We start from the raw sequence: 26,982 nt of genomic DNA, 5'->3' as shown, positions 1-26,982 counted from the left end.
GTCAGCCCTCCTCGGAGGTGGTGGTCTCGGGCCAGTACAGACGCGTGGGGTTGTCGACGAGCAGCTTGCGCTGGAGCTCCGCCGTCGGTGCGATGTACGGGACGAAGTCGACGAGCAACCCGTCGTCAGGCATGTGGTCGGTCAGGTTCGGGTGCGGCCAGTCCGTCCCCCACAGCACCCGGTCGGGGAACTCCTCGACCACGCGCCGGGCGAACGGGACCACGTCGCGGTAGGCCCGCTGCTCGCCGGCGAGCGCCGCCGGACCGCTCACGGAGAGCCGCTCCGGGCAGGTCACCTTGCACCAGATGTCGTCCCTGGCCCGCATGAGGTCGAGGAAGGCCGCAAACTCCGGCCCGTCCGGGTCCTTGGTGACGTCGGGCCGGCCCATGTGGTCGACCACCAGCGGCACCGGGACGGAGAGGAAGAACTCGCGCAGGTCGGCCAGGTCGTCGGCCTCGAAGTAGACGACGACGTGCCAGCCCAGCGGCTCGATCTTCGCGGCGATGTCCAGCAGGTCCTGCTGGGGCGCGGCGTCGACGAGCCGCTTGACGAAGTTGAACCGCACGCCGCGCACGCCCGCCTCGTGCAGCTCGCGCAGCTCGGCGTCGCTGACGTCGCGCCGAACCGTGGCGACGCCGCGCGCCCGGCCGCCGGAGGCGCGCAGGGCGTCGACCATGGCGCTGTTGTCGGCGCCGTGGCAGGTCGCCTGGACGACGACGTTGCGGGCGAAGCCGAGGTGGTCGCGCAGCGCGAAGAGCTGGTCCTTGGACGCGTCGCACGGGGTGTACTTGCGCTCGGGCGCGTAGGGGAACTGCGCGCCGGGGCCGAAGACGTGGCAGTGCGCGTCGACGGCGCCCTCGGGCAGGGTGAACCGGGGGCGGCTCGGGCCCGCGTACCAGTCGAGCCAGCCGGGGGTCTTCTCGAACTCTGTGCTCATTCTTCAGTCCTCGTAACGCAGTCCGAGCTCGGCCAGCGGGCCTCGCATCCCGTACAGGTCCAGGCCCAGCTCGCCCGCGCAGAACCGCGCGCGCTTGCCCTCCTCGTTCGCCTCCCGCTTCGCGCAGGCCTCGGCCACCTCGGCGGCCCGCTCGCGCGGCACGACCACGACGCCGTCCGCGTCGGCGACGACGACGTCACCCGGACGCACCAGCGCGTTGGCGCAGACGACCGGCACGTTGACCGAGCCGAGCGTCGCCTTGATCGTGCCCTTGGCGTTGACCGCCCGGGAGAAGACGGGGAAGTCCATCTGCTCCAGCTCGGCCACGTCGCGCACACCGCCGTCGATGACCAGGCCCTTGCAGCCGCGCGCCCGGAACGAGGTGGCGAGCAACTCGCCGAAGAAGCCGTCCTCGCTCTCGGTGGTGCAGGCCGCGACGACGACATCGCCGTCCTGGATCTGCTCGGCCGCGACGTGCAGCATCCAGTTGTCGCCGGGCTGGAGCAGCACGGTGACGGCGGTGCCGCACAGGCGCGCCTTCGGGTAGACCGGCCGCAGGTAGGGGCGGGTCAGGCCGACCCGGCCCATGGCCTCGTGGATCGTTGCGACGCCGAACGCCGAGAGCGCGGCGACGGCCGCCGGGTCGGCGCGGGTGACGGCTGTGTGGACGACGCCGAGTTCGGTGTGTTCCATGGCTTCTGCTCCTCGGGTCAGCAGGGTCAGCGGGTTCAGCGGCCGGCGGCGGCGAGGCGCGCGGCCAAGCGGGGGTAGACGCGCAGGGCGTTGCCGCTGTAGACGGCGGCACGCTCGGCGTCGGAGAGGTGGGGGGTGGCCTCGACGTACCGCTTGGTGTCGTCGAAGTAGTGGCCGGTGCGCGGGTCGACGTCGCGGACCGCGCCGATCATCTCGCTGGCGAAGAGCACCGAGCGGCTGGGGATCACCTGGGTGAGCAGGTCAATGCCGGGCTGGTGGTAGACGCAGGTGTCGAAGAAGACGTTGTCCAGCAGTGTCTCCGGGTCCGGCCGGCCGAGCGCCATCGCGAGGCCCCGGAACCGGCCCCAGTGGTAGGGCGCCGCGCCGCCGCCGTGCGGGATCACGAACCGCAGGGTCGGGAAGTCGGCGAACAGGTCGCCCTGGACCAACTGCATGAACGCCGTGGTGTCGGCGTTGAGGTAGTGCGAGCCGGTGGTGTGGAAGGCCGGGTTGCACGAGGTGCTGACGTGGATCATCGCGGGGATGTCGTACTCGGCCATCGCCTCGTAGAGCGGGTACCAGCTGCGGTCGGTCAGCGGCGGCGCGGTCCACCGGCCGCCCGAGGGATCGGGGTTGAGGTTGACGGTGACCGCACCGAGCTCCTCGACCGCGCGGCGCAGCTCGGGCAGGCAGGTGGCGGGGTCGACGCCGGGCGACTGCGGCAGCATCGCGCCCATGGCGAACCGGTCGGGGTAGAGCGCGGCGACCCGGTGGACCAGGTCGTTGCAGATGCGCGCCCACACCGAGGAGACCTCGAAGTCGCCGATGTGGTGGGCCATGAAGCTGGCCCGCGGGGAGAAGATGGTCAGGTCGCTGCCGCGCTCGTCCATCAGGCGGAGCTGGTTCTCCTCGATCGCCCGGCGCAGGTCGTCGTCGGTGATGACCAGCTCGTCGGGGTCGGGGGCGTGCTGCGGCGATCCGATCGCGGCGATCTGCCGGTCCCGCCACCGGGCCAGCTGCTCCGGTGCGGTCGTGAAGTGGCCATGGCAGTCGATGATCATGTCTGGTCCTCGGGAGCTGTGGGGGTGGTCAGCCGATGCCGCGGGTGGGCCAGCCGGTGTACTGCTCGGCGAGGTAGGCGCGGCCTGCCCGGGTGCCCACCACGTTGTCCAGTTCGCCGAGTTGGCGCCGCAGGTCGAACGGCGTCGCGTCCGGCGCGGTGTGCAGCAGCCGGGTCATCCAGGAGGAGAAGTTCTGCGCCCGCCAGATCCGCTGGAGGGCCTGCGGCTGGTAGGCGTCGAGCGCTGCCGCGCCCTCCGCGCCGAGGGCGCGCACCAGCACCTCGGCGAGGACCTTCACGTCGTGCAGCGCGAGGTTCAGGCCGCGGGCGCCGGTCGGCGGCACGGTGTGCGCGGCGTCGCCCGCCAGCAGCAGCGAACCCCAGCGCATCGGCTCCTGCACGAAGGAGCGGAAACGCAGCACGGCCCTGTCGGTGATCGGCCCCTCGTGGAGCCTGAACGCGTCCTGACCCGCCACCCGGGCCTGGAGCGTCTCCCAGATCCGGGCATCGGACCAGGCGTCGACCTGTTCGTCGGGCGCGCACTGGAAGTACATCCGCTGCACCGTCTCGGTCCGTTGGCTGATCAGCGCGAAGCCGTGCTCGGAGTGCGCGTAGACCAGCTCCGGCGCGCTGGCCGGCGCCTCGGCGAGGATGCCGAACCAGGCGAAGGGGTACTCGGCGCCGACCCGCACCCGGCGGTCCTCGGGCACCAGGTCCCGGCACGTGCTGCGCGACCCGTCCGCGCCCACGACGTAGCGCGCGCGGATCTCGTGCCGCGTCCCGTCGGGCGCGGTGAAGCGGACCCGGGGTGCGTCGGTTTCGACGTCGCGCACCTCGGTGTCGCTGATGCCGAAGTGCACGGCGCCGCCGTCGCGTTCGCGGGCGTCGGCGAGATCGGTGAAGACGTCGGTCTGCGGGTAGAGCCAGACCGACGCGCCCACGAGGTCCTTGAAGTGGATGCGGTGCGCCTGACCGCCGAAGCGCAGTTCGATGCCCTCGTGCTCGTGGCCCTCGCGCAGGATCCGGTCGCTGACACCTGTCTCGACCAGGTCCCGGGCCGAGTCGGCCTCCAGGATGCCCGCGCGCTGCGTGGTCTCGATCTGGTGCCGGGTCCGGGTGTCAATCACGACGCTCTCGACACCGGCGCGCCCGAGCCGGTGCGCCAGCATCAGTCCGGCGGGGCCGGCGCCGACGACCGCGACGGGCACCGAGGTGACGGTGTCGACGGTGTCGGTGGTGGTGGCTTGGGCCATGGCGTTGCGTCTCCTGAGCGACTGCGGTCCGGAACGCATCGAACGCTCGCAGCAGGACCGGCGGCCGGTCAGCAGTGTTTCCGCCTGACGGAAGCCGAGTCGGGCTCAGGTGGTGCGGCCGGTGGTGCGGCCGATGGTTCAGCCCGTGGTGCGGCCGATGGTTCAGCCCGTGGTGCGGCCGATGGTTCAGCCCGTGGTGCGGCCGATGGTTCAGCCCGTGGTGCGGGCCCTTCGGCCGAGCTCCTCGGAGATCCCCTGCGCGGCCCGCAGCAGCGGCTCCCGCAGCCCGCGCGCCCGGCTGGCGCCGCGCGCCGCGATGACGATCCCGAGCGCGGCGCTGACCGGCCCGGTCCGCCCGATCCGCACCGGCGCGGCCACGGCAACCGTGCTCTCGGAGAGCTGCCGGTCGCTCACGATCACGTGCTCGCGGCGGATCCGGTCCAGCTGCGCCCGCAGGGTCTTCGCGTCGGTGACGGTGTGCGGAGTCCAGGCGCGCAGGGGCGCGTCCAGCACGGCCTCCTGGATGTCCGCCGGCGCGTGGGCGAGCAGCACCCGGCCCATGCCGGTGGCGCTGATCGGGAACCGGGAGCCGACCATCGTGAGCAGCTCGACGGAGCGGTGCCCGGCGATCCGCTCGACGAAGACCAGCTCGGTCCCCTCCCGCACGGCGAGCTGGATGTTCTCGTGCGTGGCCTCGTACAGGTCCTGCATGAACGGCAGTGCCACGTCCCGCAGGATCTGCGTGCGCGGGGCACCCGAGGCGATCTCCCACAGGCGCAGGCCGACGTGCCAGGAGCCGTCCTCGTCGCGTTCGAGCGCACCCCAGGCGGCCAGCTCGCCGACGACGCGGTGCGTGGTGCTCAGAGCGAGGCCGGTACGCTGAGCGATCTCCGACAGGGTCTGCGACTGGCGCTCGCGGTCGAAGGTCGACAGGATCCGGAGAACCTTTCCCGCCGCGGTGCTCTGGGTTTCGCTCACCCGCCCAGTTTCGCAGAACGCACCGTTTGAGCCGTTAAGCCGTTAAGCCGTTAAGCCGTTGAGCTGCGCAGACGCGCGTCGGACGCTTGGAGGAAGCGACGTGGAGCAAGAGATTTCCGGACTGTCCTCGATGGCAACGAGGCTGCTCCTGGCCGAGCTGTCCGAGCGCCTCCGGCTCACGCACGCGCTGCCGGTCCGCTTCGACTCCGCCGGCGGCGTCGACATCGCCCGCCGCGTCCGCGCGGGCGCGGCGGCCGACGTCCTGGTCCTCGCCGACGACGCGCTGGCCGCGCTGGCGGCGGAGGGGCACGTGCGCGCGGACACGGTCCGGCCGCTGTGGGTCTCCCAGGTCGTCGCGGCGGTACCCGCGGGGGCACCGGCCCCGGCCCTCGCCACGGAAGCCGATCTGCGGGCCGCGCTGCTGACGGCGCAGCACATCGCCTACTCCACCGGCCCCAGCGGCACCGCCGTCCTCGACCTGATCACCCGCCTCGGCCTCACCGACCAGCTGACCGACCGCCTGCTCCAGGCCCCGCCCGGGGTCCCGGTCGGCACCCTCCTCGCCTCCGGCGCGGCGGACCTGGCGTTCCAGCAGCACAGCGAACTGATGAACCTCCCGGCCGTGACCATCCTCGGCCCCCTGCCGGGCACGACGGCGATCGAATCGACCTTCAGCGGCGCCGTCCTGACAACCTCGGCCCGACCCTCCCGCGCCGCCGACCTCCTCACCCTGTTGACCTCGGCCGCGTCGGCCCGAACGGCCCACTCCCACGGCATGCGCGCCGCCGCGTAGGACGGCCTGGCTCCGTGGCGGAGGCGCGGAGACGGGACCGGACGCAGGCACCCGAAGTCCGGCTGGCCGCCCCGCCGACGGCGACTGTTCGGCCACCGCTGCGGATGTGGTCAGTCGGACGTCCGGCCATCCGACGACCGCTCGAGGCCCACCTGCACCTGCACCTGCACCTGCACCTGCAGGGCGGCCTCCGCCCGTGTCAGAGCCCAGCGCATGTGATCGGCATGTTGGCGGTCGCAGGACAAGTCCGGTGAACGGAAGCGACACCGACGCCCTCGGGGAAGATCACTCCGCCGGCAGCGCGACGGGAGTCCCGGCGGGCGCGTAGCCGGTGCGCGGCGGGGGCAGGAGACTGGTGGGCCGCAAGCACTCTCCTACAGGGAGGCGAGCCGGATGGGACTCGTGCAACGCACCACCGGACTGTTCAAGGCCAAGGCGAACAAGGCGCTGGACCACGCCGAGGACCCGCGCGAGGTCCTGGACTACGCCTACCAGCGCCAGACACAGCTGTTGCAGCAGGTCCGGCGCGGGCTGGCGGACGTGGCCACCAGCCGCAAGCGGGTCGAGCTGCAGCGCACGCAGCTCGCCCGGTCCGCCGCCACGCTTCAGGAACAGGCCGGAAAGGCCCTCTCCGCCAACCGCGAGGACCTCGCCCGCGAGGCGCTGACCAGGAGGACCGCCGTCCTCGCGCAGGACGCGGAACTGCAGGAGCAGCTCGCCGCCCTCCAGCAGGAGGAGGAGAAACTCACCGCCGCCTCGCAGCGGCTGGAGACGCAGGTCGACGCGTTCCGCACGCGCAAGGAGACCGTGAAGGCCGCCTACACGGCCGCCGAGGCGCAGACCCGCATCAGCGAGTCCGCGACCGGGATCGCAGGCGGCATGGAGGACATCGGCGCCGCGATGCAGCGGGCCCAGGACCGCACCGAGCAGCTCCAGGCCCGCGCCGCGGCACTGGACGAGCTGACAGCCTCGGGAGCCCTCGACGACCCGGCCTCCCCGCTCGCCCGGGACGAGCTGGGAGCGCAGCTGGACGCGGTCACCTCCGGCGGCGAGGTGGAGGCCGAACTGGCCGCGATGAAGGCCGAACTCGCCGCCGCAGCCCAGCCGCCCGCCTCCCTGGAACCCGCCCCGGAACGGCCCGCGCCCGCGGAGGCGGCGGAAGGCGGATCGGCCCCGGAGCCCGCAGGCGGCGGGGTGCCGGCCGAGGCCGGAGAGCCCCCGGCGCCCGCGGAGCCCGGGACGGACGCGGCGGGCCCGGGCAAGCGCGGGCCGAACGACTGAGCCCGCCACGAGGCGGGGCAGCGCCCCGGCCCTCACGCCGCAGCCTGCCCGCCCAGGTGGTCCGCCTGCGGCGTGCCGGCGCACCGGGTGACCCTGATGCCGACTCGGCCGGCCGGAGGCCGGGGGCTCAGTCCTCCTCGACCGCGTGGCGGACGCGGCGGGAGGGCTGGAAGGCGTAGAGGTCGAGGATGTCCGGCGGGTCGGCGAGGCCCGGGCCGCCCGAGGCCGTCCAGGTGGCTATGTCGGCGGTGGCGCCGGGGTCGTTGACCAGGCCGAGCCAGGTGGGGCGGCCGCCCGCGCGGCGGCCCTCGGCGGAGGGCTGGACGACGATCACGTTGGCCTGCTCGCAGGCGTCCAGGCAGTCCACCACCCGCACGCTCGCGCTGTCCGCGAGAGCCGTCCGCAGCTCACGCAGCTGCGCGGCGTGGTCCAGGCGCGGGATCTTCGGCGTGCCACAGCAGCAGCCGCGGCAGACGGTGACAGTGGGACGCGCCGCTCCCGCCCGCTCGTCGGCCTGCGCCTTCTGCGCGGCACGGCCCCCGCGACGGCTCACCGGGACACCTCCACGCCGGTCTTCCGGGCGAGGTCCGCCGCGTCGGCCGAACCCGCGCCGGCAGCGCCGGACGTTCCGGCCGTGGCCACACCGCCGGACGTTCCGGCCGTGGCCACACCGCCGGACGTTCCGGCCGTGGCCGCAGCGCCGGCCTCGGCCTCCACACCCGCCACGCCCGCCGGGGACGCCTCGCCGGCACGGCGCCAGGCAGCGTCGCGCAGCAGGCGCAGGCCGTTGAGGCCGACGAGGACGGTGGAGCCCTCGTGCCCGAGCACGCCCAGCGGCAGCGGCAGGCGGCCGGCCAGGTCCCAGACCACCAGCGCGGTGATGAACACCGAGGCGACCACGAGGTTCTGCACCACCAGCCGCCGCGCGCGCCGCGACAGGGCGATCACGGTGGGGACGGTGGCCAGCTCGTCCCGGACGACGACCGCGTCGGCCGTCTCCAGGGCGAGATCGGAGCCCGCCCGGCCCATCGCGACGCCGGTGTGCGCGGCGGCGAGCGCGGGGGCGTCGTTGACGCCGTCGCCGATCACCAGGGTGCGCAGGCCGGCCTGCTCGTGCTCGGCCACGGCCGCGACCTTGTCCTGCGGCAGCAGGCCGGCGCGGACGTCGGTGATGCCGACCTCGGCGGCGAGCCGACCCGCCGCGCGCGGGTTGTCGCCCGTGACCAGGATCGGGGTCCGCCCGGTGAGCGCGCCCAGCCGCGCGACCGTCGCGGCCGCGTCCGGGCGCAGGCGGTCCGCGATGCCGAGCACGCCGACCGGCGCGCCGTCCCGCAGGACGAGCACGGCCGTCCGGCCGCCCTCCTCCAGCCGGTCCGCGACGGCCCACGCGGCCGACGCCGCCGCGTCCGGGCCCCGGTCCAGCAGGCGCGCGGGCGCGCCCACGGCGACCACGCGTCCGCCGACCCGCGCGGTGACACCGACACCGGGGGTGGAGGTGAACTCCTCCGCCGGGACCAGGGTCAGCTCGCGGGCCCGGGCGGCGCAGACGACGGCCCGGGCGAGCGGGTGCTCACTGGGGTGCTCCACGGCCGCGGCCAGCGCCAGCAGTTGGGCGTCGCTCAGTCCGCTGCCCGGAAGCGGGCACAGGTCGGCGACGCGGGGCGTGCCCTCGGTCAGGGTGCCGGTCTTGTCGAGCGCCACGGCCTGCGTCCGGCCCAGCTGCTCCATCACGACCGCCGACTTGACCAGCACGCCGTGCCGTCCGGCGTTGGCGATGGCGGACAGCAGCGGGGGCATGGTGGCGAGGACGACCGCGCACGGGGAAGCGACGATCATGAACGTCATGGCGCGCAGCAGCGCGCCGGACAGGTCGGCGCCGAGCGCGAGCGGGATCACGAACACGGCGACGGTGGCGCAGACCATGCCGATCGAGTAGCGCTGCTCGACCTTCTCTACGAAGAGCTGCGTCGGCGCCTTGGTCTGCGACGCCTCCTCCACCATGGCGACGATGCGGGCGATGACGGACTCGCTCGCGTCGCGCTCGACGCGGACGCGCAGCGCGCCGGTCCCGTTGAGCGTGCCGGCGAAGACCTCGTCGCCCACCTGTTTCGGCACCGGCAGCGGCTCGCCGGTGATGGTCGCCTGGTCGACCTCGCTCGCGCCGTCCAGGACCCGGCCGTCGGCGCCGACGCGCTCCCCCGGGCGGACCAGGACCACGTCGCCGACCGCGAGCTCCGCGGTGGCGACGTTCTCCTCGGTGCCGTCGGCGAGCAGACGCGTGGCGGTGGCCGGGGCGAGGTCGAGCAGGCCGCGCACGGAGTCGGCGGTGCGGGCGGTGGCCAGCGCCTCCAGGGCGCCCGAGGTGGCGAAGATGACGATCAGCAGCGCGCCGTCCAGCACCTGCCCGATCGCGGCCGCACCGAGCGCGGCGACGACCATCAGCAGGTCGACGTCGAGGGTCTTCTCGCGCAGCGCGGTCAGCCCGGCCCAGCCGGGCTCCCAGCCACCCGCCGCGTAGCAGAGCGCGTACAGCGGCCCCCACGCCCACCCGGGGGCCCCGGAGAGCTGGAGCGGCAGCGCGACCAGGAACAGGACCAGCGCCGCGAGCGCCCAACGGGCCTCGGCCAGCGCCAGCACACGCGTCCTGCGCCGGGGGGCGGCGGCTGCCGCGGGCGCGGCGGGGCGTTCGAGGAGGGTGCTCGACATCAGGATGGTTCTTCCAAGCGGAGGGGCAGGTTCGGCACTCCACTATACGGGAACATGTGAACAGGTCGTCACGCGTTCTCGGTATGATGGTCGCATGGGCCATGGGATCAGCACCACCAGCACCGCGCGCGAGCGCCTCGACGCCGTGGGCGCGACCGCCGTCGCGACGACCCTGCAGGCGCTGGCCACCCCGTCACGGCTGCTGATCCTGGCCCAGCTCCAGGAAGGCCCGTGCGCGGCCACCGATCTGGCCGACGCCGTCGGCATGGAACGTTCCGCCTGCTCGCACCAGTTGCGCCTGCTGCGCAATCTCGGCCTGGTCAACGCCGAGCGGCGCGGCCGCTCGATCGTCTACTCCCTCTACGACAACCACGTCGCGGACCTGCTCGACCAGGCCCTCGGCCACGTCGAGCACCTCCGGGCCCCGGCGGCCGGCTGACGGGGCGTGAACTGTCCTCGCGCGACCCCCGTCCGCGCGAGGACACGGGCAATCTAGACAAGACCGGCATGCGCTGCCTAGTTTCGCCGTGCACAGTGCTCCCCCTCTCCCGGTGTCGGACTGCACAGTGACGACGACGAACGAGGACCGCGTGAACACTCCGGCTGCCCCCACGTCCGCTCCCGGTCGGCGCGACCGCCGGGCCGACGACGTGCTGGCGATCCAGCGCTCGGCCCGCAAGGGCGGGACCGGATCGGTGCTGCGCTGGCTCTCCGGACGCACCGGCGCGCGGATCCGCCTCGTCGGCGCCGACGGCGCGATCCTGGCCACGGGCGACGCCGAACCGGGCGACACCGGGACGCAACCGCCGGACCAGGGCCGCACCGGGCCGGCCCGCCGCGCCGCGCATGCCCTGCGCTCCCGCGCCCTGGGGACGTTGACCTTGGACGAGGAGGGCGTCACAGCCGTCGCCGTCACGTTGAGCGGTGCGGCGGCCGACAGGACCGCACCGGTGCTCACCGCCGTCGCCACCGCACCCGCGGTCGAGGGCCTGGCCCTGCTGCTCGCCGACGCCGCTCCGGCGCTGGCCCTGTGCCGGCGGGAGGAGCGCACCGCGACGCGGCTGCGCCGCGTGGAGATCGCCGAGTCCAGGAACCGCGAGGCGGTGCTGCACCTGCTGATGAACGGTCACGTCTCCACGGCACGTCAGATCGCCGACGTGCTGGGCCCGGTCCTGCCCGACGTGCTGCGCTTCCACGTGGTCGCCACGCCGCCGCGGATCAAGAATCCGCTGGCCCGCCGCTGCGCCGAGATCCTGCCGGAGGCCTGGGTCGTCCCCTGCCCCGTCTACGACGACCACATCCTGGTCCTGGTCCCGGCCGACCCCGACGCGCCGGCGGCGCACCCCTCCCCGTTCGCGACCGCCGTCACCGCCGCCACGGACGAGTGCCTGGTCGGCGTCAGCGACGCCGTCCCCGTGCGCGACACCGCCGTGGGTTACGCGCAGGCGTTCCACGCCCTGGTCGACGCACGGACCCGGACGCAGCGGTGGGCCGCCTTCACCCACCGCCCCGATCCCGCCCTGGTCACCGACGCGGTGGTCCGGCGGTGGGCCGGGCAGCTGCTCCAGCCGCTGCGGGCCCACCTCCCCCAGCGTCCCCAGGACCCCGACGGCGCCGAGCTCGCCGTGACCGCGCACGCCTGGCTCGCCTTCTCCTCCGGCGCGTCCTCCCTACTGAAGATCCACCGCAACACCCTGGCCGCCCGGCTGCACCGGATCGAGGAGCTGCTCGGCCTCGATCTCGACCGGCTCGCCGACCAGTCCCGGCTCGCCCTGGCCCTGCGCACCGAAGCCGGGCCCGCGACAGACATCGGAACCGGGCCCGGGACAGGGACCGGGCCCGGGACGGGTGTCGACGCGCCCGACGTGCCGTCGCTGGACGAGCTGCTCGCCCGGCCCGCCATGGTGGACTGGGCACAGGGACTGCTCGCCCCGCTCGACGCCGCACCCGACGCGGCCCGCACCGTGGACGTCTGGCTGCGGCACGACGCCCGGCTCACGCCCACCGCCGGGGAGCTGACGATCTCCGTCACGGCCGTCCGAAAGCGTCTGGCCCGCGCGGAGGAGCTCCTCGGCCGCTCACTGCTGCGGCCGCCCTCCCAACGGCACGAGCTGTGGCTGGCGGTCCGGACCCTCGACCTGGCGGAAGGCGGCGGGACCCACCCGCCCATCCACATGGCGGACGGGTCCGGCAGGACCGCCGGGGAGCCGTGTTAGGGTCCCGGCATGCAGCGCCCCACCAGCCCCGCCATGATGCGAATGATGCCCCCGCCACCGGAGGCGCTTCGCTAGCGAAGCCTGCGCGCACACAGACGCGAAGGACCCTCCGGAAACGGAGGGTCCTTTTTTTGTTGCCCCGCCTCTCCCGTCCAGCCCCTCCCGCCCAGCCCCTCCCGAACGAGCCGCAAGGACCCCTGCCGTGACCCACCGACCCGTCATCGCCCTCACCGACTGCGCCGACGCCAACGCCCAGGCCCGCCAGGCGGCACGGATCGCCGCCCTCTTCGGCGCCACGCCCAGCATCCTGCCCCTCGCCGGGGACGACCCCGAGGGCGCCGCGGCGCTGACGCTGCTGGACCTGCTCCGGGCCACCGACCTGATCGGCGGCACGACCGAGCCGCTGGTCGTGCTCGTCAACATCGCCCCCCGGGACGGCCACTGGCCCAACGGTGTGCCGTTCTGCTGGTTCACCTACCGCGGGCACCTGGTGGTCTCCACCCTGAGCCCGCGCGTGCTGGCCTCGGTCGGTGCCCACCTCGGGGTCACCGAGGTACATGTGACGGACGTGCGCGAGGTGGTCGAGGCGGCGGCGGGGCAGTGGGCGCAGTTCACCGCGGAGCAGGTCGAGGAGATCGTCCACACCCAGTTCCGCAGCCTGTGGTACGTGCCGCTGCTGGCCCGCTGGCTGGTGGACGGCCACCCCGTGCCGGCCGAGACGCAGCCCGTGCCGGTGCCCGCCGGGGCGCACGCGGGGGCGGAGAACCCGCGGATCGCCGTGATCGACAACTTCGGCAACTGCAAGCTGGACATCCCCGCCGCCGAGTTGCCCGGCTACGCCGAGCGGGGCGCGATCGTCGTGCGCAGCCGCCGCGACGGGCGCCCGGTCCAGGTGCGCTGTTACGACCGTCTGCCCGACGTGCCGCGCGGCGAGGCCGGGTTCACCACCGGGAGCTCCGGCGTCGGCTTCGCCGAGCTGGTGGTCCGCGGCGGCTCCGCCGCCGAGCTGTTCGCCCTGCGCCAGGGCGACCGCCTGCTCTCCCCGGCCTGACCGCCCGGCTCGTCGGCCCGCCCGTGTCCACGCCACGGCGGGCCGTATCCGGCGGGAAGGCGCCATCCTCGTGTCATGTTCCCGCCACTCACGAGGACTTCCCCACGGCCGGTGGTGACACCACGATGCGCCTGTCCCGTGTCGGCGGACCGCCGGCACCCATCGGTACGTCCTCCCACACCAGGAGAGTCATGCCCGGACCGACCAGCAAGCGCCCGTTACCCCTCGTCGGCGCCCTCGCCACGGCGCTGATCCTCACCGCACCGGCGTTCACCGGCAGCGCCGCGGCTGCCGCCACCCAGGGCCACTCCGCGCATCCCGCCACGCCGACCCTCACCAAGGTCAGCAGTGATCCGTACTCCGACTCCCAGGCACAACACGCCACCGAGGTCGAGCCGGACACGTTCAGCTACGGGAGCACCATCGTCTCCGCGTTCCAGGTCGGCCGGGTCTCCGGTGGTGGCGCGTCCAACATCGGCTGGGCGACCTCCACCGACAGCGGCCAGACCTGGACCGACGGCTTCATGCCCGCCACCACCGCCAACACCGGCGGGCCCTACGGCCAGGTCAGCGACGCGTCCGTCGCCTACGACGTCAAGGACGGCGTCTGGATGGTGTCCTGGCTGGGCATCGACGCCAGCGGCAACGTCGACGTGGACCTGAGCCGCTCCACCGACGGCGGGCACACCTGGGGCAACCCGGTCGTCATCTCCACCGGCACCTTCGACGACAAGAACTGGACCGTCTGCGACAACCACTCCGCCAGCCCGTACTACGGCCACTGCTACACCGAGTACGACGACGCCAACGCCGGGGACGCCGAGCACATGCGCACCTCGACCGACGGCGGCCAGACCTGGGGCTCGGAGCTGAGCCCGGCCGACAGCCCCAGCGGGCTCGGCGGCCAGCCGGTCGTGCAGCCCGGCGGCACCGTCATCGTGCCGTTCTCCTCGGCCAGTTCCAACGCCGAGCGCGCCTTCGTCTCCACCAACGGTGGCAGCAGTTGGGGTTCCAGCGTGCAGATCGCCACCGTCTCGCACCACACGGTGTCGGGTCTGGAGGACGCCGCCAACGACATCACCGGCCGTTCCCCGCGGGACACCCTGCGGGAGAGCCCGCTGCCCTCCGCCGAGATCGACGCCTCCGGCAAGGTCTACGCGGTCTGGTCGGACTGCCGCTTCCGCAGCGGCTGCCCGAGCAACGACATCATCATGTCGACCTCCACCAACGGCACCTCGTGGAGCACGCCGGTGCGGGTGCCGATCGACGCCGTCACCAGCACCGCCGACCACTTCACGGCCGGCATCGGCGTGGACCCCTCCAGCTCGGGGAGCACCGCCCGGATCGGTCTGACGTACTACTACTACCCGAACGCCAACTGCACGGACACGACCTGCCAGCTGGACGCCGGGTACGTCTCGTCCACCGACGGCGGCACCACCTGGAGCACGCCCGTCCAGCTGGCCGGCCCGATGACGCTGGCCTGGCTGCCGAACACCTCCCAGGGGCGGATGTTCGGCGACTACATCTCCACCTCGGTCCTGGCCGGCGGCAACGCCGTCACGGTGATCCCGATCGCGCACGCCCCGAGCGGCAGCACCTTCGACGTGGCGATGTACGCGCCCGCCGGGGGCCTGCCCGTCGGCACGTCGACCGGCGGCAACACCGTCACCGTGACCAACCCCGGCAACCAGACCGGCACCGTCGGCACGGCCGCCTCGCTCCAGATCAGCGCGACCGACTCCGGCGGCGCGTCCCTGACCTACTCCGCCACCGGTCTCCCGGCGGGCCTGATCATCTCCTCCTCCGGCCTGATCTCCGGCACCCCGACCACCGCGGGCACCTCGACCGTGACGGTCACCGCGACGGACAGCACCGGCGCCTCCGGCTCCGCGTCCTTCACCTGGACGGTCAACCCCAGCGGTGGCGGCGGCAACGGTGTGCTCAACGGCGGGTTCGAGACCGGCAGCTTCTCCAACTGGACCACCACCGGTGTCGCCACCGTGACCACGGCCGCGAAGCACTCCGGCAGCTACGGCGCGATGCTCGGCTCCACGAACCCGAGCACCACCTCGACCGCGGCACAGACCTTCACCGCGCCGACCGGCACGACCAAGCTGTCCTTCTACTACGACGTGACCTGCCCGGACACCGTCACCTACGACTGGGCCACGGTCAGCCTGAAGAACAACACCACGGGGACCACCACCACCGTGCTGGCCAAGACCTGCGTGAACCCGACCTCCGGCTGGGTGCTGAAGTCGGCGAGCATCATCGCCGGCGACAGCTACACGCTGACCTTGACCAACAAGGACGACAACTACCCGGGCGACCCGACCTACACCTACTACGACGACATCACGACGTCCTGAAGCCCCCTGACCCGGCTTAGCATGCCGGAGTGACCGACGCACCACGCCCGCCCACCATCTACGACGTCGCCAGGCTGGCGGGCGTGGCGCCCTCCACCGTCTCCCGCGCCTTCTCCCGGCCCGGCCGGGTCGGCGCGGAGACGGCCGCGCGGGTGCACGCCGCGGCCGCGGAGCTGGGTTACCGCGGCACCTCGCCGGCGCAGGCCCCGCCGCGCGGGCGCACCGGGGCGGTCGGGCTGATCGTGTCGGACGTGACCAACCCCGTGCACTTCGGCATCATCCGCGGCGTCGAGGAGGCCGCGGCGGACGCAGGGTACACGCTGCTGCTCGCGGACGCGCAGGAGTCCGAGGCGAACGAGCGCACCGCGCTGGAGCGACTGCTGCCCGGCGTGGACGGCGTGGTGCTGGCGAGTTCCCGGATGTCCGACCGGGCCGTGCGCGCCGTCGCCAAGCAGCGCCCGGTGGTGGTGCTCAACCGGGTCGTGCCGGGCATCCGCTGCGTGGTCGCCGACACCGAGGCGGGCGTCCGCGGCGCGCTCACGCACCTGCGGGAGCTGGACCACCGGGCGGTGACCTACCTGGCGGGCCCGGCGGCCTCCTGGGCGGACGGGCGGCGCTGGCGCGCCCTGCTGGACCTGGCCCCGGAGTTCGGGCTGAAGGTCGCCCGAATGGGCCCGACACCGCCGACCGTGTCGGGCGGTCTCGCCGCCGCCGCGGAGGTGCTGCGGTCGCGGCCCAGCGCAGTGGTGACCTACAACGACCTGCTGGCGATCGGGCTCCTGCGGGGCCTGGCCGAGGCGGGGGTCGAGGCACCCGGGCAGGTCAGCGTGGTGGGGTTCGACAACATCTTCGGCTCCGACTTCTGCACGCCCGCGCTGACCACCGTCGCCGCGCCGCTGCGCGCGATCGGCACCGAGGCCTTCCGGGACCTCCACCGGCAGATCCGGCACGAACCGCCGCGCGCGGAAACGGTCCTGACGCTGCCGACGCAGCTGGTCGTGCGCGGGTCGACGGCCCGGCGTCCGCGCCGGTCCCGTCCGCGCACCACGGGGCCGGACTGAGCCGGGCGGTCGGAACGAGCCGCACCGCCGGAGTGAGCCGGGCGGTCGGAACGAGCCGCACGGCCGTAGTGAGCCGCACGGCCGTCGAGGGCCACACGGGCCGTCGACGGCAACACGCGGCAACCGGTTGCCACTGCGGCGGCGCCCCGGCCTAGAGTCGCGCTGACCGTCCCCACATCGAGGAGGCACCGGGTGGTGACCGAGCCGTTGACCGTCGTGCTCGCCGGAGCGGAGGCGCGGGCCGAGGAGCGGGTGGCCGCCGCACTGCGCGGACGCGCACCGCTGGGGGTCGCCTTCTCCGGCGGCGTGGACTCCTCCGTCCTGCTCGCCCTGGCGCTGCGCGCCCTGGGCCCGGACCGGGTGGTGGCCGTGCTGGGCGTCTCACCGAGTCTGGCCGCCGACGAGCGAGCCGGGGCGCACCGCGTCGCCGCGTACCTCGGCGCCCGGCTGGTGGAGGTGACCACCGACGAGGGAGCGCTGCCCGCCTACCGGGCCAACGGCCCGGACCGCTGCTTCCACTGCAAGAACGAGCTGTTCTCGCGGATCTCGCAGTCCGTCGTCGCCGAGCACGGTCTGGCCGCCGTCGCCTACGGCGAGAACGCGGACGACGTGCTGCGCCCGGACCGGCCCGGCAGCCGGGCGGCGACGCTGCACGCCGTGCTGCGCCCCCTCGCGGACGCGGGCGTCGACAAGGCGCAGGTCCGGCGGATCGCCCGCGCACTCGCGCTGCCCTGCGCCGACAAACCGGCGGCGCCCTGCCTGGCGTCGCGCATCCCGCACTTCGAGGAGGTCACCCCGGCGAAGCTGGCCCAGGTCGAGCAGGCCGAACACGCGCTGCGGGCCCTCGGGTTCGCCGACGGGCGGGTGCGTCACCACGGCGAGGTCGCCCGCGTCGAGCTGCCCGTGGACGACCTCGCCCGCGCGGTCGGCGAGCTACGCGAGCCGCTGCTGGCGGCGGTGCGCGCGGCCGGATTCCGGATGGTCGCGGTGGACCTGGCGGGCATCCAGTCCGGCGCGTTCACGCTGCCGCTGGTGGAGGTGACCAAGCATGGCTGACGGCTGGACGCCCCCCGCGGCGCTGGAGGAGTTCGTCCGGCTCGACCACGACCGGGCCGCCCGGCGCGGTTACCCGGAGGCGGTCTACTGCGAGGGCAAGACCGCCGACCAGGTACGGGCGATCGCCACTGCCGTCGGCGAGCGGGAGACGCCGACGCTGTTCACCCGCGCCTCGGCCGAACACGCCCGCGCGGTACTGGCCGAGCTGCCGGACGCCCACCACGCGGCCGACGCGCGGCTGCTGGCCTGGCCGCCGGCACCGCCGGAGCCGTCCGGCGGGCTGGTCGTGGTGCTGGCGGCCGGAACCTCGGACCTGCCGGTCGCCCGCGAGGCGCAGCTGACCGCCGCTCATCTGGGGCGCGCCACTGAGCTCGTGGTCGACGTGGGGGTGGCGGGCCTGCACCGGGTGCTCGCCCGGCTGGAGCTGCTGCGCCGTGCGCGCGTCGTGGTCGTCGCCGCGGGCATGGACGGCGCGCTGCCGAGCGTGGTGGCGGGTCTGGTGTCCGCGCCGGTGGTGGCGGTGCCGACCTCGGTGGGCTACGGGGCCGCGTTCGGCGGGGTCGCACCGCTGCTGTCGATGCTCAACTCCTGCTCCCCCGGTGTCGCGGTCGTCAACATCGACAACGGCTACGGCGCGGGCCACCTCGCCGCCCAGATCGCCGGGCCCGCGCCCTCGTCCTGAGTGCGGCGCAGGTCCGGGGGAACCGGCGCGCCCGGGACGAGGCCGCGAGCGGCGGCCGCGTGCTCGGCCGACGCCAGCACCGTGCGGGCGGGCAGGCCGCTGCGCGCGGCGAGCCGGGCGGCGGGGTCGAACTCCGGGGTGACCTGGACGATCACGCCGTCCTGGTGGCCGATCTTGACGGGCAGCGAACCACCGTCGACCTCGACCTGCGCCCAGCCGCGCGCCAGCGCGGTCTTGTGCACCCGGTGCTCGCGCACGCCGAGCGTGCTGGTCTCGCGGAACACCACGACCCGCAGCGCGGCGGCCAGGTCGGGCCGGGCGAGCACGGAGAGGGTGTGGGCGGGACGGCCCTTCTTCATCAGGATCGGCGTCAGCCACGCGTCGGAGGCGCCCGCCTCCAGCAGGGCGGCCAGCACGCCGGGCCAGACGCGCGGGTCGAGATCGTCGACGTTGGCCTCCAGGAGCAGCGCCCCGCCCGGGTCGCCGGTGTCGTGCGGGGCCTCCTCCCGGTCTGCGGGCGCGCCGGCCAGCACGCGGACGACGTTGGGACGCCCCGGTGTGTCGCGGCTGCCCGCGCCGACGCCGGTGGTGTGCAGGCGCAGCGGCGGCAGGTCCTCGCAGGCCGCGGCGAGCGCGGTGACCAGGGCCACCCCGGTCGGGGTGGCCAGCTCGCCCGCCCCGCCCGCGAACACCCGCCAGCCCGCGGCAAGTTCGGCGACGGCGGGCACCGGCACCGGCAGTTCGCCGTGCGCGGTCCGCACCCGGCCCGAGCCGACGGCGACCGGCCCGGCCGTCACCCTCTCGATCCCGAGGGCGTGCAGGGCGGCGCAGACGCCGACCACGTCCGCGATCGAGTCCCACGCGCCGACCTCGTGGAAGTGCACCTCGTCGGCGGGGACGCCGTGGACCCGGGCCTCGGCCGCCGCGAGGCGGGTGAAGACCGCGAGCGCCCGCGAACGCACCGGCTCCGCCAACGAAGCCGCGTCGAGCAGTTCCCGGATCGTCTGCCAGGTGCGGTGGGGCTGGTCGGCGCGGAGCGGCTCGACCCGGACCCGGGTGGCGCGCAGCCCGGCGCGGGTGACCTGTTCCGCCGTCAGTCGCACGGTGGCGGGGATGACCGCCTCCACCGCCGCCTGCGCGGCGTCCAGCGGTGCGCCCGCGTCCGTGAGCGCGCCGAGCAGCATGTCCCCGGCCACGCCGGCGCCCGCGTCGATCCAGGCCGCGCGCACTCAGCTGCTCCGCAGGCGGTAGAGCACCTCGCCGGCCTGCGGCACGACGAAGGTGTCGGGGTCGGCCGCCCAGGCGTCCACGTCGACGGTGGCGGGGTCGAGGTACTCGAGGTTCGCGGCCCGGACGACCTCCTCGGGGATGCCGGTGGCGAGAGTGACCGTGACGCGGCAGCGTTCGCCGTTCTCCGGGTCCCAGGTGCCGGCGCCGCGCAGGTGGGTGGAGTGGGCGAGGACACCCCAGTGCAGGTGCGCGAAGCGGTCCCACTGGCCGGTGAACCAGTCGCGGCAGTGGTAGCCGATCTCCTCGATCTCCGGGTGCATCTCGGAGATCCGGGTGACGTGCGGGGCGTAGAGGACGACCTCGCCGCCGTCGGCGACGACCGGCTCCAGCTTGTAGAAGCCCTTGGCGGCGGTCCAGATGTCCTGGTACTTCTCCGGCATGACCGACAGCACGCGCCGCACCGGCGCGTCGAGGTAGCGCACGTGGGTCTCGGCGGAGACGTCGGCGGCGGCCGCCCAGGCGGCCTCGGGGGTGCCGTAGGCGGCTGCGTGGAGGGCGCCCGTGCCGGACTCGACGACCAGGCAGAGCGCGAGCCGGCGGCTCGGGACCAGCTGCGCGGCCTCGTTGATCAGCGCGCGGACGGGGGTGATGCCGCGGGTGCCGATGATCTCGGCGCTGGTGATCAGGGCGCCGAGCCAGTGCGACAGGTCGATGATCTCGGCCCCGGCCACGCCGGGGAAGAAGTACTTGTTGCCGCCGGAGAAGCCGACCACCTCGTGCGGGAACACCGGGCCGACGACCAGCGCGACGTCGTGCTCGACGACGGCGCGGTTGAGCCGGACGTCCACCTCCTGCCGCAGCAGGCCGCCGGAGAGCTCCGCCACCCGGTCGGCACTGACCGTCCCCACGCTCGCGAAACTGCCCGGATCCCACCAGGCGTGGTTGAGGACGGTCGTGCCGGGGAAGCGCTCGGCGAGCCGCCCCTCGTCGTAGCCGAGGTGCGCGGCGAGCTCCCGTTCCCCCATCGCCGCGTGGGTGCCGAGCGCGATCAGGACCGTCAGCCGGTTCACCCGTCCGTGCAGGGCGCCGTGGACGGCGTCGAGCAGCAGCGGCAGCGGGCAGCTGCGGGTGCCGTCGGGGACGACGAGGCAGACGCTGCGGCCGTCCAGGTCCTCCGCCGCCAACTGCTCGGCGACGAACGCGCGCACCTGCTCCTCGTCGAGCCGGACGCCGGGACCGCCGATGACGGCGGCGGGGCGGTCCGCGACGAGGGCCCCGGCGGTCGGGGTCCTGGTCGCGTGGAGCCGGCCCGTCAGGCCCTGGCCTGTGCGCGGTGGGGCACTCTCGGCACTCATGACCGCAGCGCACCATGCCCGCCCGGGCGCCGCAAGACGCTGCGGCAACTGGCGGCAACCGATTGCCGCCCCGGCCGCGGGCGCCGAGACTCCCAGCATGTCCGTCCTCCCCGCTCCGCTCCGCCCGCACCCGGACCGCCTGCTGCCACCCGATCCCGGGGTGCGGGCACTCGCCCGGCGGCTCTACGCGAGCGTGCGCGAGCTGCCGATCATCTCCCCGCACGGACATGTGGACCCGCGGCTGCTGCTGGAGGACCGGCCGTTCGCCGACCCGGCGACGCTGCTGGTCACCCCCGACCACTACGTCACCCGGCTGCTCCACGCGAGCGGCGTGCCGCTGTCGGACCTCGGCGTGGGGGCGGGCGAGCTGACGGAGAGCCAGGCCCGCGCGGTCTGGCGGCGGCTGTGCGAGCACTGGGCGGTCTACCGGGGCACACCGGTGCGCGCGTGGCTGGAGTCGGAGCTGGCGGAGATCTTCGGCGTGACCGATCGTCCGAGCGCGGAGAGCGCCGACCGAATCTACGACCGGATCGCGCAGAGCCTGACCGAGGACGCGTTCCGGCCGCGCGCGCTGTTCCGCCGCTTCGGCATCGAGGTGCTGGCCACCACCGACGACCCGTGCGACGACCTGGCCGCGCACCGGGCGCTGGCCGCCGATCCGGGCTGGGACGGGCGGGTGGTCCCGACCTTCCGGCCCGACCGCTACCTCGAACCGGCGCAGCCGGGGTGGGCCGAGGCGGTCGCCCGGCTGGGCGGGGCGGCGGACACCGACACCGGCGACTTCGACGGCTACGTCCGGGCGCTGGAGTCGCGGCGGCGGTACTTCGTGGAGCACGGCGCGACCTCCGCCGACCACAGCCACGCCGACGTCCGCACCGACCCGCTCAGCCGCGCGGAGGCGACGCGCGTCTACGCCGCCGCCCTGGCGGGCGAGGCCACCGCGGCCGAGTGCACCGCGCTGCGCCGCCACATGCTGCTGGAGATGGCCCGGATGTCCTGCGAGGACGGGCTGGTGATGACGCTCCACCCGGCCGTCGCGCGCAACCACCACACCCCCACCCTCGAGCGGTTCGGCCCCGACACCGGCCACGACATCCCGCTGCGGGCGGAGTTCACCGAGGCGCTGCGCCCGCTGCTGGAGCGGTTCGGCACCGTCGACGGCTTCCAGCTGGTGCTGTTCACCCTCGACGAGACGGTCTTCTCCCGCGAGATCGCGCCGCTGGCCGGCTTCTACCCGTCGGTCTGGGCGGGCGCGCCCTGGTGGTTCCTGGACGCCCCCGACGCGATCCGCCGCTACCGCCGCGCGGTGACCGAGACGGCGGGCTTCACCCGCACCTCGGGTTTCGTGGACGACACCCGGGCCTTCTGCTCGATCCCGGCCCGGCACGACATGTCCCGGCGGCTGGACTGCGGCATGCTCGCCGAACTGGTCGCCGAGCACCGGCTGGAGGAGGACGAGGCGTTCGACACGGCCGCCGCGCTGGTGACGGCCAACCCGCGACGGGCGTTCAAGCTGTGACGGCCACGCCTGCGCGCCGCCTGTCCCGCGCGGCGGGCGACGGCCGCCCCGCGGCTCCCGTCCGCGTCCTGCACCTGGGGCTCGGCAACTTCTTCCGTGCCCACCAGGCCTGGTACACCGAGCACGCCGGGGACGCCGCCGCGTGGGGCATCGCCGCCTTCACCGGCCGCAGCACCGGCCCCGCCGAGCGGCTGACGGCCCAACAGGGCCTGTACACCCTGCTCACCCGGGGCCCGGACGGCGACCGGGCCGAGGTGCTGGGCGCCGTGACCGCCGCGCACCCGGGCGCCGACCACGACGCGTGGCTGCGCTACTGGCGCGATCCCGCCCTCGCGGTGGTGACGCTCACCGTCACCGAGGCGGGCTACACCCGCCGCGCCGACGGCGACCTCGACACCGGCCGTCCCGACGTCGCCGCCGACCTCGCGGCCCTGCGCGAGGGTGCCCCCGTGGTCACCGCCGCCGGCCGCGTCCTCGCGGGCCTTGCCGAGCGCCGCCGGGCGGGCGGCGGGCCCGTCGCGGTGGTGCCGTGCGACAACCTGCCGGGCAACGGCGAGGTCCTGGCACGGGTGGTGTCGGAGCTGGCGCGGGCGAGCGGCTCGGCGGAGCTCGCCGAGGCCGCCGGGCACGCCTCCTGGGTGACGACCATGGTCGACCGGATCACCCCCGCCACCGAACCCGCCGACCTCGACGCGGTCCGCGCGGCCACCGGCCTGGCGGACGCTGCGCCGGTCGTCACCGAGCCGTTCACCGAGTGGGTGCTCGCGGGCGCGTTCCCCGCCGGACGGCCGCGCTGGGAGGACGCGGGAGCCCGGTTCGTCCCCGACGTCACCCCGTACGAGCGGCGCAAACTCTGGCTGCTCAACGGCGCCCACTCGCTGCTCGCCTACCTCGGTCCGCTTCACGGACACGCGACCGTCTCCGAGGCGGTCGCCGACCCGGAGTGCCGCCGCGCGCTGCTCGCGTGGTGGCGGGAGGCGACCGGTCACCTCGACCTGCCGCAGGACGAGCTGACGGCCTACCGGGACGAGCTGCTCGCCCGCTTCGCCAACCCTCGGCTGCGCCACGCGCTGGCGCAGATCGCCGCGGACGGCTCCCAGAAGCTCCCCGTCCGCGTCCTGCCGGTGCTGCGCGCCGAGCGCGCGGCCGGACGGCTGCCCGAGGGCGCGTCCACGGTCCTGGCCGCCTGGCTCCTGCACCTGCGCGGCCACGGCGCCCCCGTCCGCGACGCGGGTGCCGACCCGGCCCTCGCCACCGGCCCGCTCCCCGCCGCCACCCGCCGCGTCCTCGCCCTGCTCGACCCCGCGCTGGCCGAGGACGACGAACTCGCCGCGGGGGTGGCGGCCCTGGCGGAGGGCATGCTGCCCCGCCCAGCCACCTGACGCCCCGCACGCGGCGGCGCCCGGCCCGGCCGCAGAACGCATCGGCCGACAGCGGCCGCGAATCGACCGCACGCCACACCCGCGGCTGCGCCGAGCCGCAGTAGCCGGGCCCGGCCGGAATCCCATCGGCCGGCGGCAAGCCGCGAACCGACCCCGCGCCCGCCCCGCTGACGCCGCCCGCCGAGCGCGACCGCGCTCGGCGGCGAGACGCGGCCGACCCTCTCACCCCGGCTCGCTACACTCGGCCGCGCCGGTGCGGTCGGCCAGGTTCGCCGCGCGACACGGTGACCCGGCGGCATGCGCACGAGCGGCTCGGAGAGCGTCATGAACATCAGATCCTCCCTGTGGCCGCTGGCCGGACGCGACGAGCAACTCGCCGAGTTCGACGCCGCGTGGAGCACCTGCCGCGGGCTGGTGGTCTCGGGACCGGCCGGGGTCGGCAAGACCCGGCTCGCCGAGGAGTTCCTGGCCAGGGCGGTGCGCGCGGGGTTCCGCGGCGGCCGGGCGACGGCCACCGCCGCCGCGGCGGAGATGCCGTTGGCGGCGGTCGCCCATCTGCTCCCGCCGGGGGTGGACCTGTCCGATCCGGTGCGCGGGTTCGCCGCCGTGGCACGGCGCCTGGCCGGACCGGAACGCGACCGGCGCTGCGTGCTGCTGATCGACGACCTCCACCTGCTGGACTCCGCCTCCGCCGTGCTGCTGCGCCAGCTGACGGACGCGGGCGTGCTCCGCCTGCTGGCCACCGTCCGGACCGGGCAGCCGCTCGGCGCGGCCGTCGCGGCGCTCTGCGGCGACACCTCGGTCCACCGCGTGGACGTGGGGACCTTCACGCCCGAGCAGACCGACACCGTGCTGCGGCAGGCCCTGGGCGCACCCGCCGCGCGGCGGACCGTCTGGGAGCTGCACCGCGTCTCGGACGGCAACGCGCTGTTCCTGCGCGAGCTCGTCGCGGGGGCGTCGGCGGCAGGGCGGCTGGCCTTCGACGGCGAGCTGTGGTCGCTCACCGACCCGGAGCCCCCCGTCGCGGCGCAGCTGACGTCGCGGCTGACCGAGCTGGTCGACGCCCGGCTGAGCGCCGTTCCGGCACAGGGCCGTGCCGTGCTGGAGCTGCTCGCGCTGTGCGCACCCGTCCCGCTGGCCGACGCGCAGGCCCTGGCGGAGCTCCCGGTCCTGGCCGACCTGGAGGCCACCGGGATCATCCGGACCACGGCGGACCGGCGCCGAACCGACATCGCCCTGGCCCACCCGCTGTACGGGGAGCGACTGCGCGCGGGCCTCGCGCCGCTGCGCCGGCGCCAGCACCTGCTGGCCCAGATCGAGCGCACCGCCGCCCGCGGGGCCCGGCGCGGCGACGACCGGCGTCGGCTGGCCGCCTGGCAGCTCGCCGCGACCGGTACGGCCGATCCGGGGATGCTGCTGGAAGCCGCGGCGCTGGCCCGTCACGCCCACGACTACCCCCTGGCCGCCCGGCTGCTGCGCGCGGCCGAGGCCGAGGGGCGGCGATCGGTCGCCTCACGGCACATGCTCGGCGAGGTCCTGTTCGAGCTGGGCGAGACCGAGGAGGCCGAGGCGGTGCTCGCCGACGCCGACGCCGCCGCCACCAGTGAGGCGGAGGTGGTGGCGGTGGCCTGCGCGCGCACGATGAACCTGTTCTGGGCCTCGGGCCGCACCGAGGAGGCGCTGGTGGTGAACGCGCGGGCCCAGGCCCGGGTCACCGGGGACCACTGGCTGCGCATGCTCCGCCACAGCGAGGCCGCGGTCCGCATCCCGGCCGGTCAGCCCGCCCGCGGCCTGGAGCTGCTGCACGACCTGCGGCCCGAGGCCGACCTGCGCACCGACTCCGACGGCGCGGCGGACGCCGCCGCGTGGCTGGCCGGGGCCATGATGAAGGTGGCGGCCCTGGACATGACCGGCCGCAGCGCCGAGGCGGCCGCGTTCGCCGGGACCGTGCACCGGCACCACGAACGCCTCGACCAGTGCAGCCTGTATCCGCACCCCGCCTCCCAGCTGATCGGCCTGAGCGCGTCGCTGCGCAGCCTGGGGCCGCTGGCGCGGTCGCGCGAGGTCGGTGAGCGGGCCTTCGGAGAGCTGACGGAGGCGGACATCACCGTCCCGGCCACCTGGCTGGCGATCAACCTGGGTCTCACCGAGTGGCTGGCCGGGCGCCCGGCGACCGCCCGTCGCTGGTACGCCGAGGCCGCCGCCCGGGCGCGGGCCCAGCGCAGCACCAGCGCCCTGCACGCGGCACTGAACGGCCTCGCGGTCTGCGTCGCCGTCCTCGGCGACGGCGCGGCCGCCCGTCAGCTCCTCGCCGAGGCGGACGCGCACACGGGCCTGCCGCTGTACCGGGACACGGCCTGCCTGGCCCGCGCGTGGACCGCCGCCGCGCAGGGGGATCTGACCGGTGCCTGCCGCCTCCTGCGCGACGGCGCCGCCGCGGCCGGCGAGGCCGGCATGCTGACCACCGAGGGGCTGCTGCTGGCGGAGGCCGCGCGGCTGGGGGGCGCCCGGGACGTCGTCGGGCGGCTGGGCGAACTCGCCGCCACCTGCCAGGGGGCCTGGCCCGCCGCTCGGCTGGGCCTGGCCTCCGCGTTGGCCGGCGCGGACCCGGACCTGCTGCTGGCCACGGCGGCGCAGCTGCGGGACCTGGGCGCCGACCTGCATGCCGCCGAGGCCGCCAACAGCGCCTCGGTCGCGCTGCGGCGCGCCGGCCGCACCCGTGAGGCCACCGCGGCGGCCCGGAGCGCGGCGGCGTCGGCCGCGCGCTGCGAGGGCGCGCGCACGCCGCTGCTGATTCCGGCCGAGAGCACGACGGCGCTCAGCGGCCGCCAGCGCGAGATCGCGCTGCTGGCGGCCAACGGCGCGACCAACAAGGTGATCGCGGGGATGCTCTCGCTGTCGGTGCGCACCGTGGAGAACCAGCTCCAGCGCGCCTACGTGACGCTGGGCGTCGCGGGCCGCCAGGACCTGGCCGGTGCGCTGGGCATCGCCGACGCGTCCCGGCACCAGCTCACCTGACGGCGATCACGACCAGGACGACACCGAGCATGGTGCCCGTCGCCCACACCAGCGTCCGCGTGGACGGGTTGCGCCAGACGGCGGCCAGGAACGCGACCGCACGAAGAAGAGGGTTCCGGTTCTCGGGGAGCAAGGTCGATCTCCGATCAAGGCGTGGCAGGGCCAGGAGCTGCGGCTGTCCGGCGGAGGCCCCAACGTAGGGCGCGCCGCCACCGCCTCGCGTGAGTGATCGGTACTCACATCGGTGCCCGACCCGGCGCGGCTCGCCACCTCGGCGGCCGCCGCCCGCAGCCACGCAGGCCGGCCGAGCTCGTCCCACCACCGGTCGCACGGCCGCGC

22 protein-coding genes are annotated in these 26,982 nt (G+C 75.0%); 12 read left to right on the top strand and 10 right to left on the bottom strand.

The features are described 5' to 3' along the window. Position 1 precedes the first annotated feature (1 nt). The 5 genes from ABH931_RS07440 to ABH931_RS07420 form a co-directional block, all read right to left on the bottom strand. Positions 2 to 937 (bottom strand): amidohydrolase family protein, encoded by a 936-nt coding sequence (locus ABH931_RS07440; RefSeq protein ID WP_370111117.1) that lies wholly within the window; start codon positions 935 to 937, stop codon positions 2 to 4. Between the two features lie 3 nt (positions 938 to 940). Next, positions 941 to 1,630, bottom strand: a complete 690-nt coding sequence (gene ligK, locus ABH931_RS07435) for a 4-carboxy-4-hydroxy-2-oxoadipate aldolase/oxaloacetate decarboxylase (RefSeq protein ID WP_370111115.1) — start codon at positions 1,628 to 1,630, stop codon at positions 941 to 943. A gap of 35 nt (positions 1,631 to 1,665) precedes the next feature. Continuing rightward, complete coding sequence (locus tag ABH931_RS07430) at positions 1,666 to 2,691, bottom strand: amidohydrolase family protein (RefSeq protein ID WP_370111113.1); 1,026 nt, start codon at positions 2,689 to 2,691, stop codon at positions 1,666 to 1,668. Positions 2,692 to 2,719: 28 nt separating this feature from the next. Further along, on the bottom strand, positions 2,720 to 3,943 hold the full coding sequence (locus ABH931_RS07425; RefSeq protein WP_370111112.1) for a 4-hydroxybenzoate 3-monooxygenase: 1,224 nt from the start codon (positions 3,941 to 3,943) through the stop codon (positions 2,720 to 2,722). A 210-nt stretch (positions 3,944 to 4,153) separates the two neighbouring features. Further along, complete coding sequence (locus tag ABH931_RS07420) at positions 4,154 to 4,921, bottom strand: IclR family transcriptional regulator (RefSeq protein WP_370111111.1); 768 nt, start codon at positions 4,919 to 4,921, stop codon at positions 4,154 to 4,156. Positions 4,922 to 5,021: 100 nt separating this feature from the next. Here ABH931_RS07420 and ABH931_RS07415 point away from each other — a divergent pair, with 100 nt between their 5' ends. Together ABH931_RS07415 and ABH931_RS07410 are read left to right on the top strand one after the other, a co-directional pair. After that, on the top strand, positions 5,022 to 5,714 hold the full coding sequence (locus ABH931_RS07415; protein WP_370111109.1) for a substrate-binding domain-containing protein: 693 nt from the start codon (positions 5,022 to 5,024) through the stop codon (positions 5,712 to 5,714). Positions 5,715 to 6,107: 393 nt separating this feature from the next. Then, on the top strand, positions 6,108 to 6,995 hold the full coding sequence (locus tag ABH931_RS07410) for a PspA/IM30 family protein (RefSeq protein ID WP_370111107.1): 888 nt from the start codon (positions 6,108 to 6,110) through the stop codon (positions 6,993 to 6,995). Between the two features lie 127 nt (positions 6,996 to 7,122). Here ABH931_RS07410 and ABH931_RS07405 read toward each other — a convergent pair whose 3' ends face one another. Both ABH931_RS07405 and ABH931_RS07400 read right to left on the bottom strand, forming a co-directional pair. Then, positions 7,123 to 7,548: a (2Fe-2S) ferredoxin domain-containing protein gene (locus ABH931_RS07405; protein ID WP_370111105.1), complete on the bottom strand. Its 426-nt coding sequence runs from the start codon at positions 7,546 to 7,548 to the stop codon at positions 7,123 to 7,125. Next, positions 7,545 to 9,701: a heavy metal translocating P-type ATPase gene (locus ABH931_RS07400; RefSeq protein WP_370111103.1), complete on the bottom strand. Its 2,157-nt coding sequence runs from the start codon at positions 9,699 to 9,701 to the stop codon at positions 7,545 to 7,547. The genes ABH931_RS07405 and ABH931_RS07400 overlap by 4 nt, the downstream gene beginning before the upstream one ends. A gap of 94 nt (positions 9,702 to 9,795) precedes the next feature. Between ABH931_RS07400 and ABH931_RS07395 the strand changes: the two genes are divergently transcribed. The 7 genes from ABH931_RS07395 to larB all read left to right on the top strand — a co-directional run bounded on the left by ABH931_RS07395 (position 9,796) and on the right by larB (position 18,139). Continuing rightward, complete coding sequence (locus ABH931_RS07395; RefSeq protein WP_370111101.1) at positions 9,796 to 10,140, top strand: ArsR/SmtB family transcription factor; 345 nt, start codon at positions 9,796 to 9,798, stop codon at positions 10,138 to 10,140. A 151-nt stretch (positions 10,141 to 10,291) separates the two neighbouring features. Next, the gene (locus tag ABH931_RS07390; RefSeq protein WP_370111099.1) at positions 10,292 to 11,917 is read left to right on the top strand and encodes a helix-turn-helix domain-containing protein; all 1,626 of its coding nucleotides are present in this window, start codon (positions 10,292 to 10,294) and stop codon (positions 11,915 to 11,917) included. 202 nt (positions 11,918 to 12,119) lie between these two features. After that, a complete protein-coding gene (locus tag ABH931_RS07385; RefSeq protein ID WP_370111097.1) occupies positions 12,120 to 12,968 on the top strand; it encodes an SAM hydroxide adenosyltransferase in 849 nt (282 codons plus the stop codon). 191 nt (positions 12,969 to 13,159) lie between these two features. Further along, complete coding sequence (locus tag ABH931_RS07380) at positions 13,160 to 15,340, top strand: putative Ig domain-containing protein (RefSeq protein ID WP_370111095.1); 2,181 nt, start codon at positions 13,160 to 13,162, stop codon at positions 15,338 to 15,340. Positions 15,341 to 15,369: 29 nt separating this feature from the next. After that, entirely contained in the window at positions 15,370 to 16,401 is a 1,032-nt protein-coding gene (locus ABH931_RS07375) for a LacI family DNA-binding transcriptional regulator (protein ID WP_370111093.1), read from the top strand. A gap of 195 nt (positions 16,402 to 16,596) precedes the next feature. Beyond that, a complete protein-coding gene (larE, locus tag ABH931_RS07370) occupies positions 16,597 to 17,457 on the top strand; it encodes an ATP-dependent sacrificial sulfur transferase LarE (protein WP_370111091.1) in 861 nt (286 codons plus the stop codon). Next, a complete protein-coding gene (larB, locus tag ABH931_RS07365) occupies positions 17,450 to 18,139 on the top strand; it encodes a nickel pincer cofactor biosynthesis protein LarB (protein WP_370111089.1) in 690 nt (229 codons plus the stop codon). Before larE ends, larB begins: the two co-directional genes overlap by 8 nt. Here the strand turns inward: larB and larC are convergent. Together larC and ABH931_RS07355 are read right to left on the bottom strand one after the other, a co-directional pair. After that, entirely contained in the window at positions 18,085 to 19,368 is a 1,284-nt protein-coding gene (larC, locus tag ABH931_RS07360; RefSeq protein WP_370111087.1) for a nickel pincer cofactor biosynthesis protein LarC, read from the bottom strand. The two genes, larB and larC, sit on opposite strands and share 55 nt — an antisense overlap. After that, positions 19,369 to 20,724, bottom strand: coding sequence for a lactate racemase domain-containing protein (locus tag ABH931_RS07355; RefSeq protein ID WP_370111086.1), 1,356 nt, complete (start codon positions 20,722 to 20,724; stop codon positions 19,369 to 19,371). A 97-nt stretch (positions 20,725 to 20,821) separates the two neighbouring features. Between ABH931_RS07355 and uxaC the strand changes: the two genes are divergently transcribed. The 3 genes from uxaC to ABH931_RS07340 all read left to right on the top strand — a co-directional run bounded on the left by uxaC (position 20,822) and on the right by ABH931_RS07340 (position 26,643). After that, positions 20,822 to 22,243 carry a glucuronate isomerase gene (uxaC, locus tag ABH931_RS07350; RefSeq protein WP_370111084.1) on the top strand — a complete coding sequence of 474 codons (1,422 nt, stop codon included), beginning with the start codon at positions 20,822 to 20,824 and terminating at the stop codon, positions 22,241 to 22,243. Continuing rightward, positions 22,240 to 23,625: a mannitol dehydrogenase family protein gene (locus tag ABH931_RS07345; RefSeq protein ID WP_370111082.1), complete on the top strand. Its 1,386-nt coding sequence runs from the start codon at positions 22,240 to 22,242 to the stop codon at positions 23,623 to 23,625. The genes uxaC and ABH931_RS07345 overlap by 4 nt, the downstream gene beginning before the upstream one ends. A gap of 324 nt (positions 23,626 to 23,949) precedes the next feature. After that, positions 23,950 to 26,643: an AAA family ATPase gene (locus ABH931_RS07340; RefSeq protein WP_370111081.1), complete on the top strand. Its 2,694-nt coding sequence runs from the start codon at positions 23,950 to 23,952 to the stop codon at positions 26,641 to 26,643. On the opposite strand, the gene ABH931_RS07335 is transcribed toward ABH931_RS07340, so the two are convergent. Beyond that, positions 26,636 to 26,776: a hypothetical protein gene (locus ABH931_RS07335; protein ID WP_370111079.1), complete on the bottom strand. Its 141-nt coding sequence runs from the start codon at positions 26,774 to 26,776 to the stop codon at positions 26,636 to 26,638. The two genes, ABH931_RS07340 and ABH931_RS07335, sit on opposite strands and share 8 nt — an antisense overlap. Between the last annotated feature and the right edge of the window lie 206 nt (positions 26,777 to 26,982).

Origin of the sequence: Streptacidiphilus sp. MAP12-33 (assembly GCF_041261265.1) — a bacterium.
GTDB lineage: Bacteria > Actinomycetota > Actinomycetes > Streptomycetales > Streptomycetaceae > Streptacidiphilus.
This window is presented reverse-complemented; position numbering and strand designations above follow the sequence as displayed.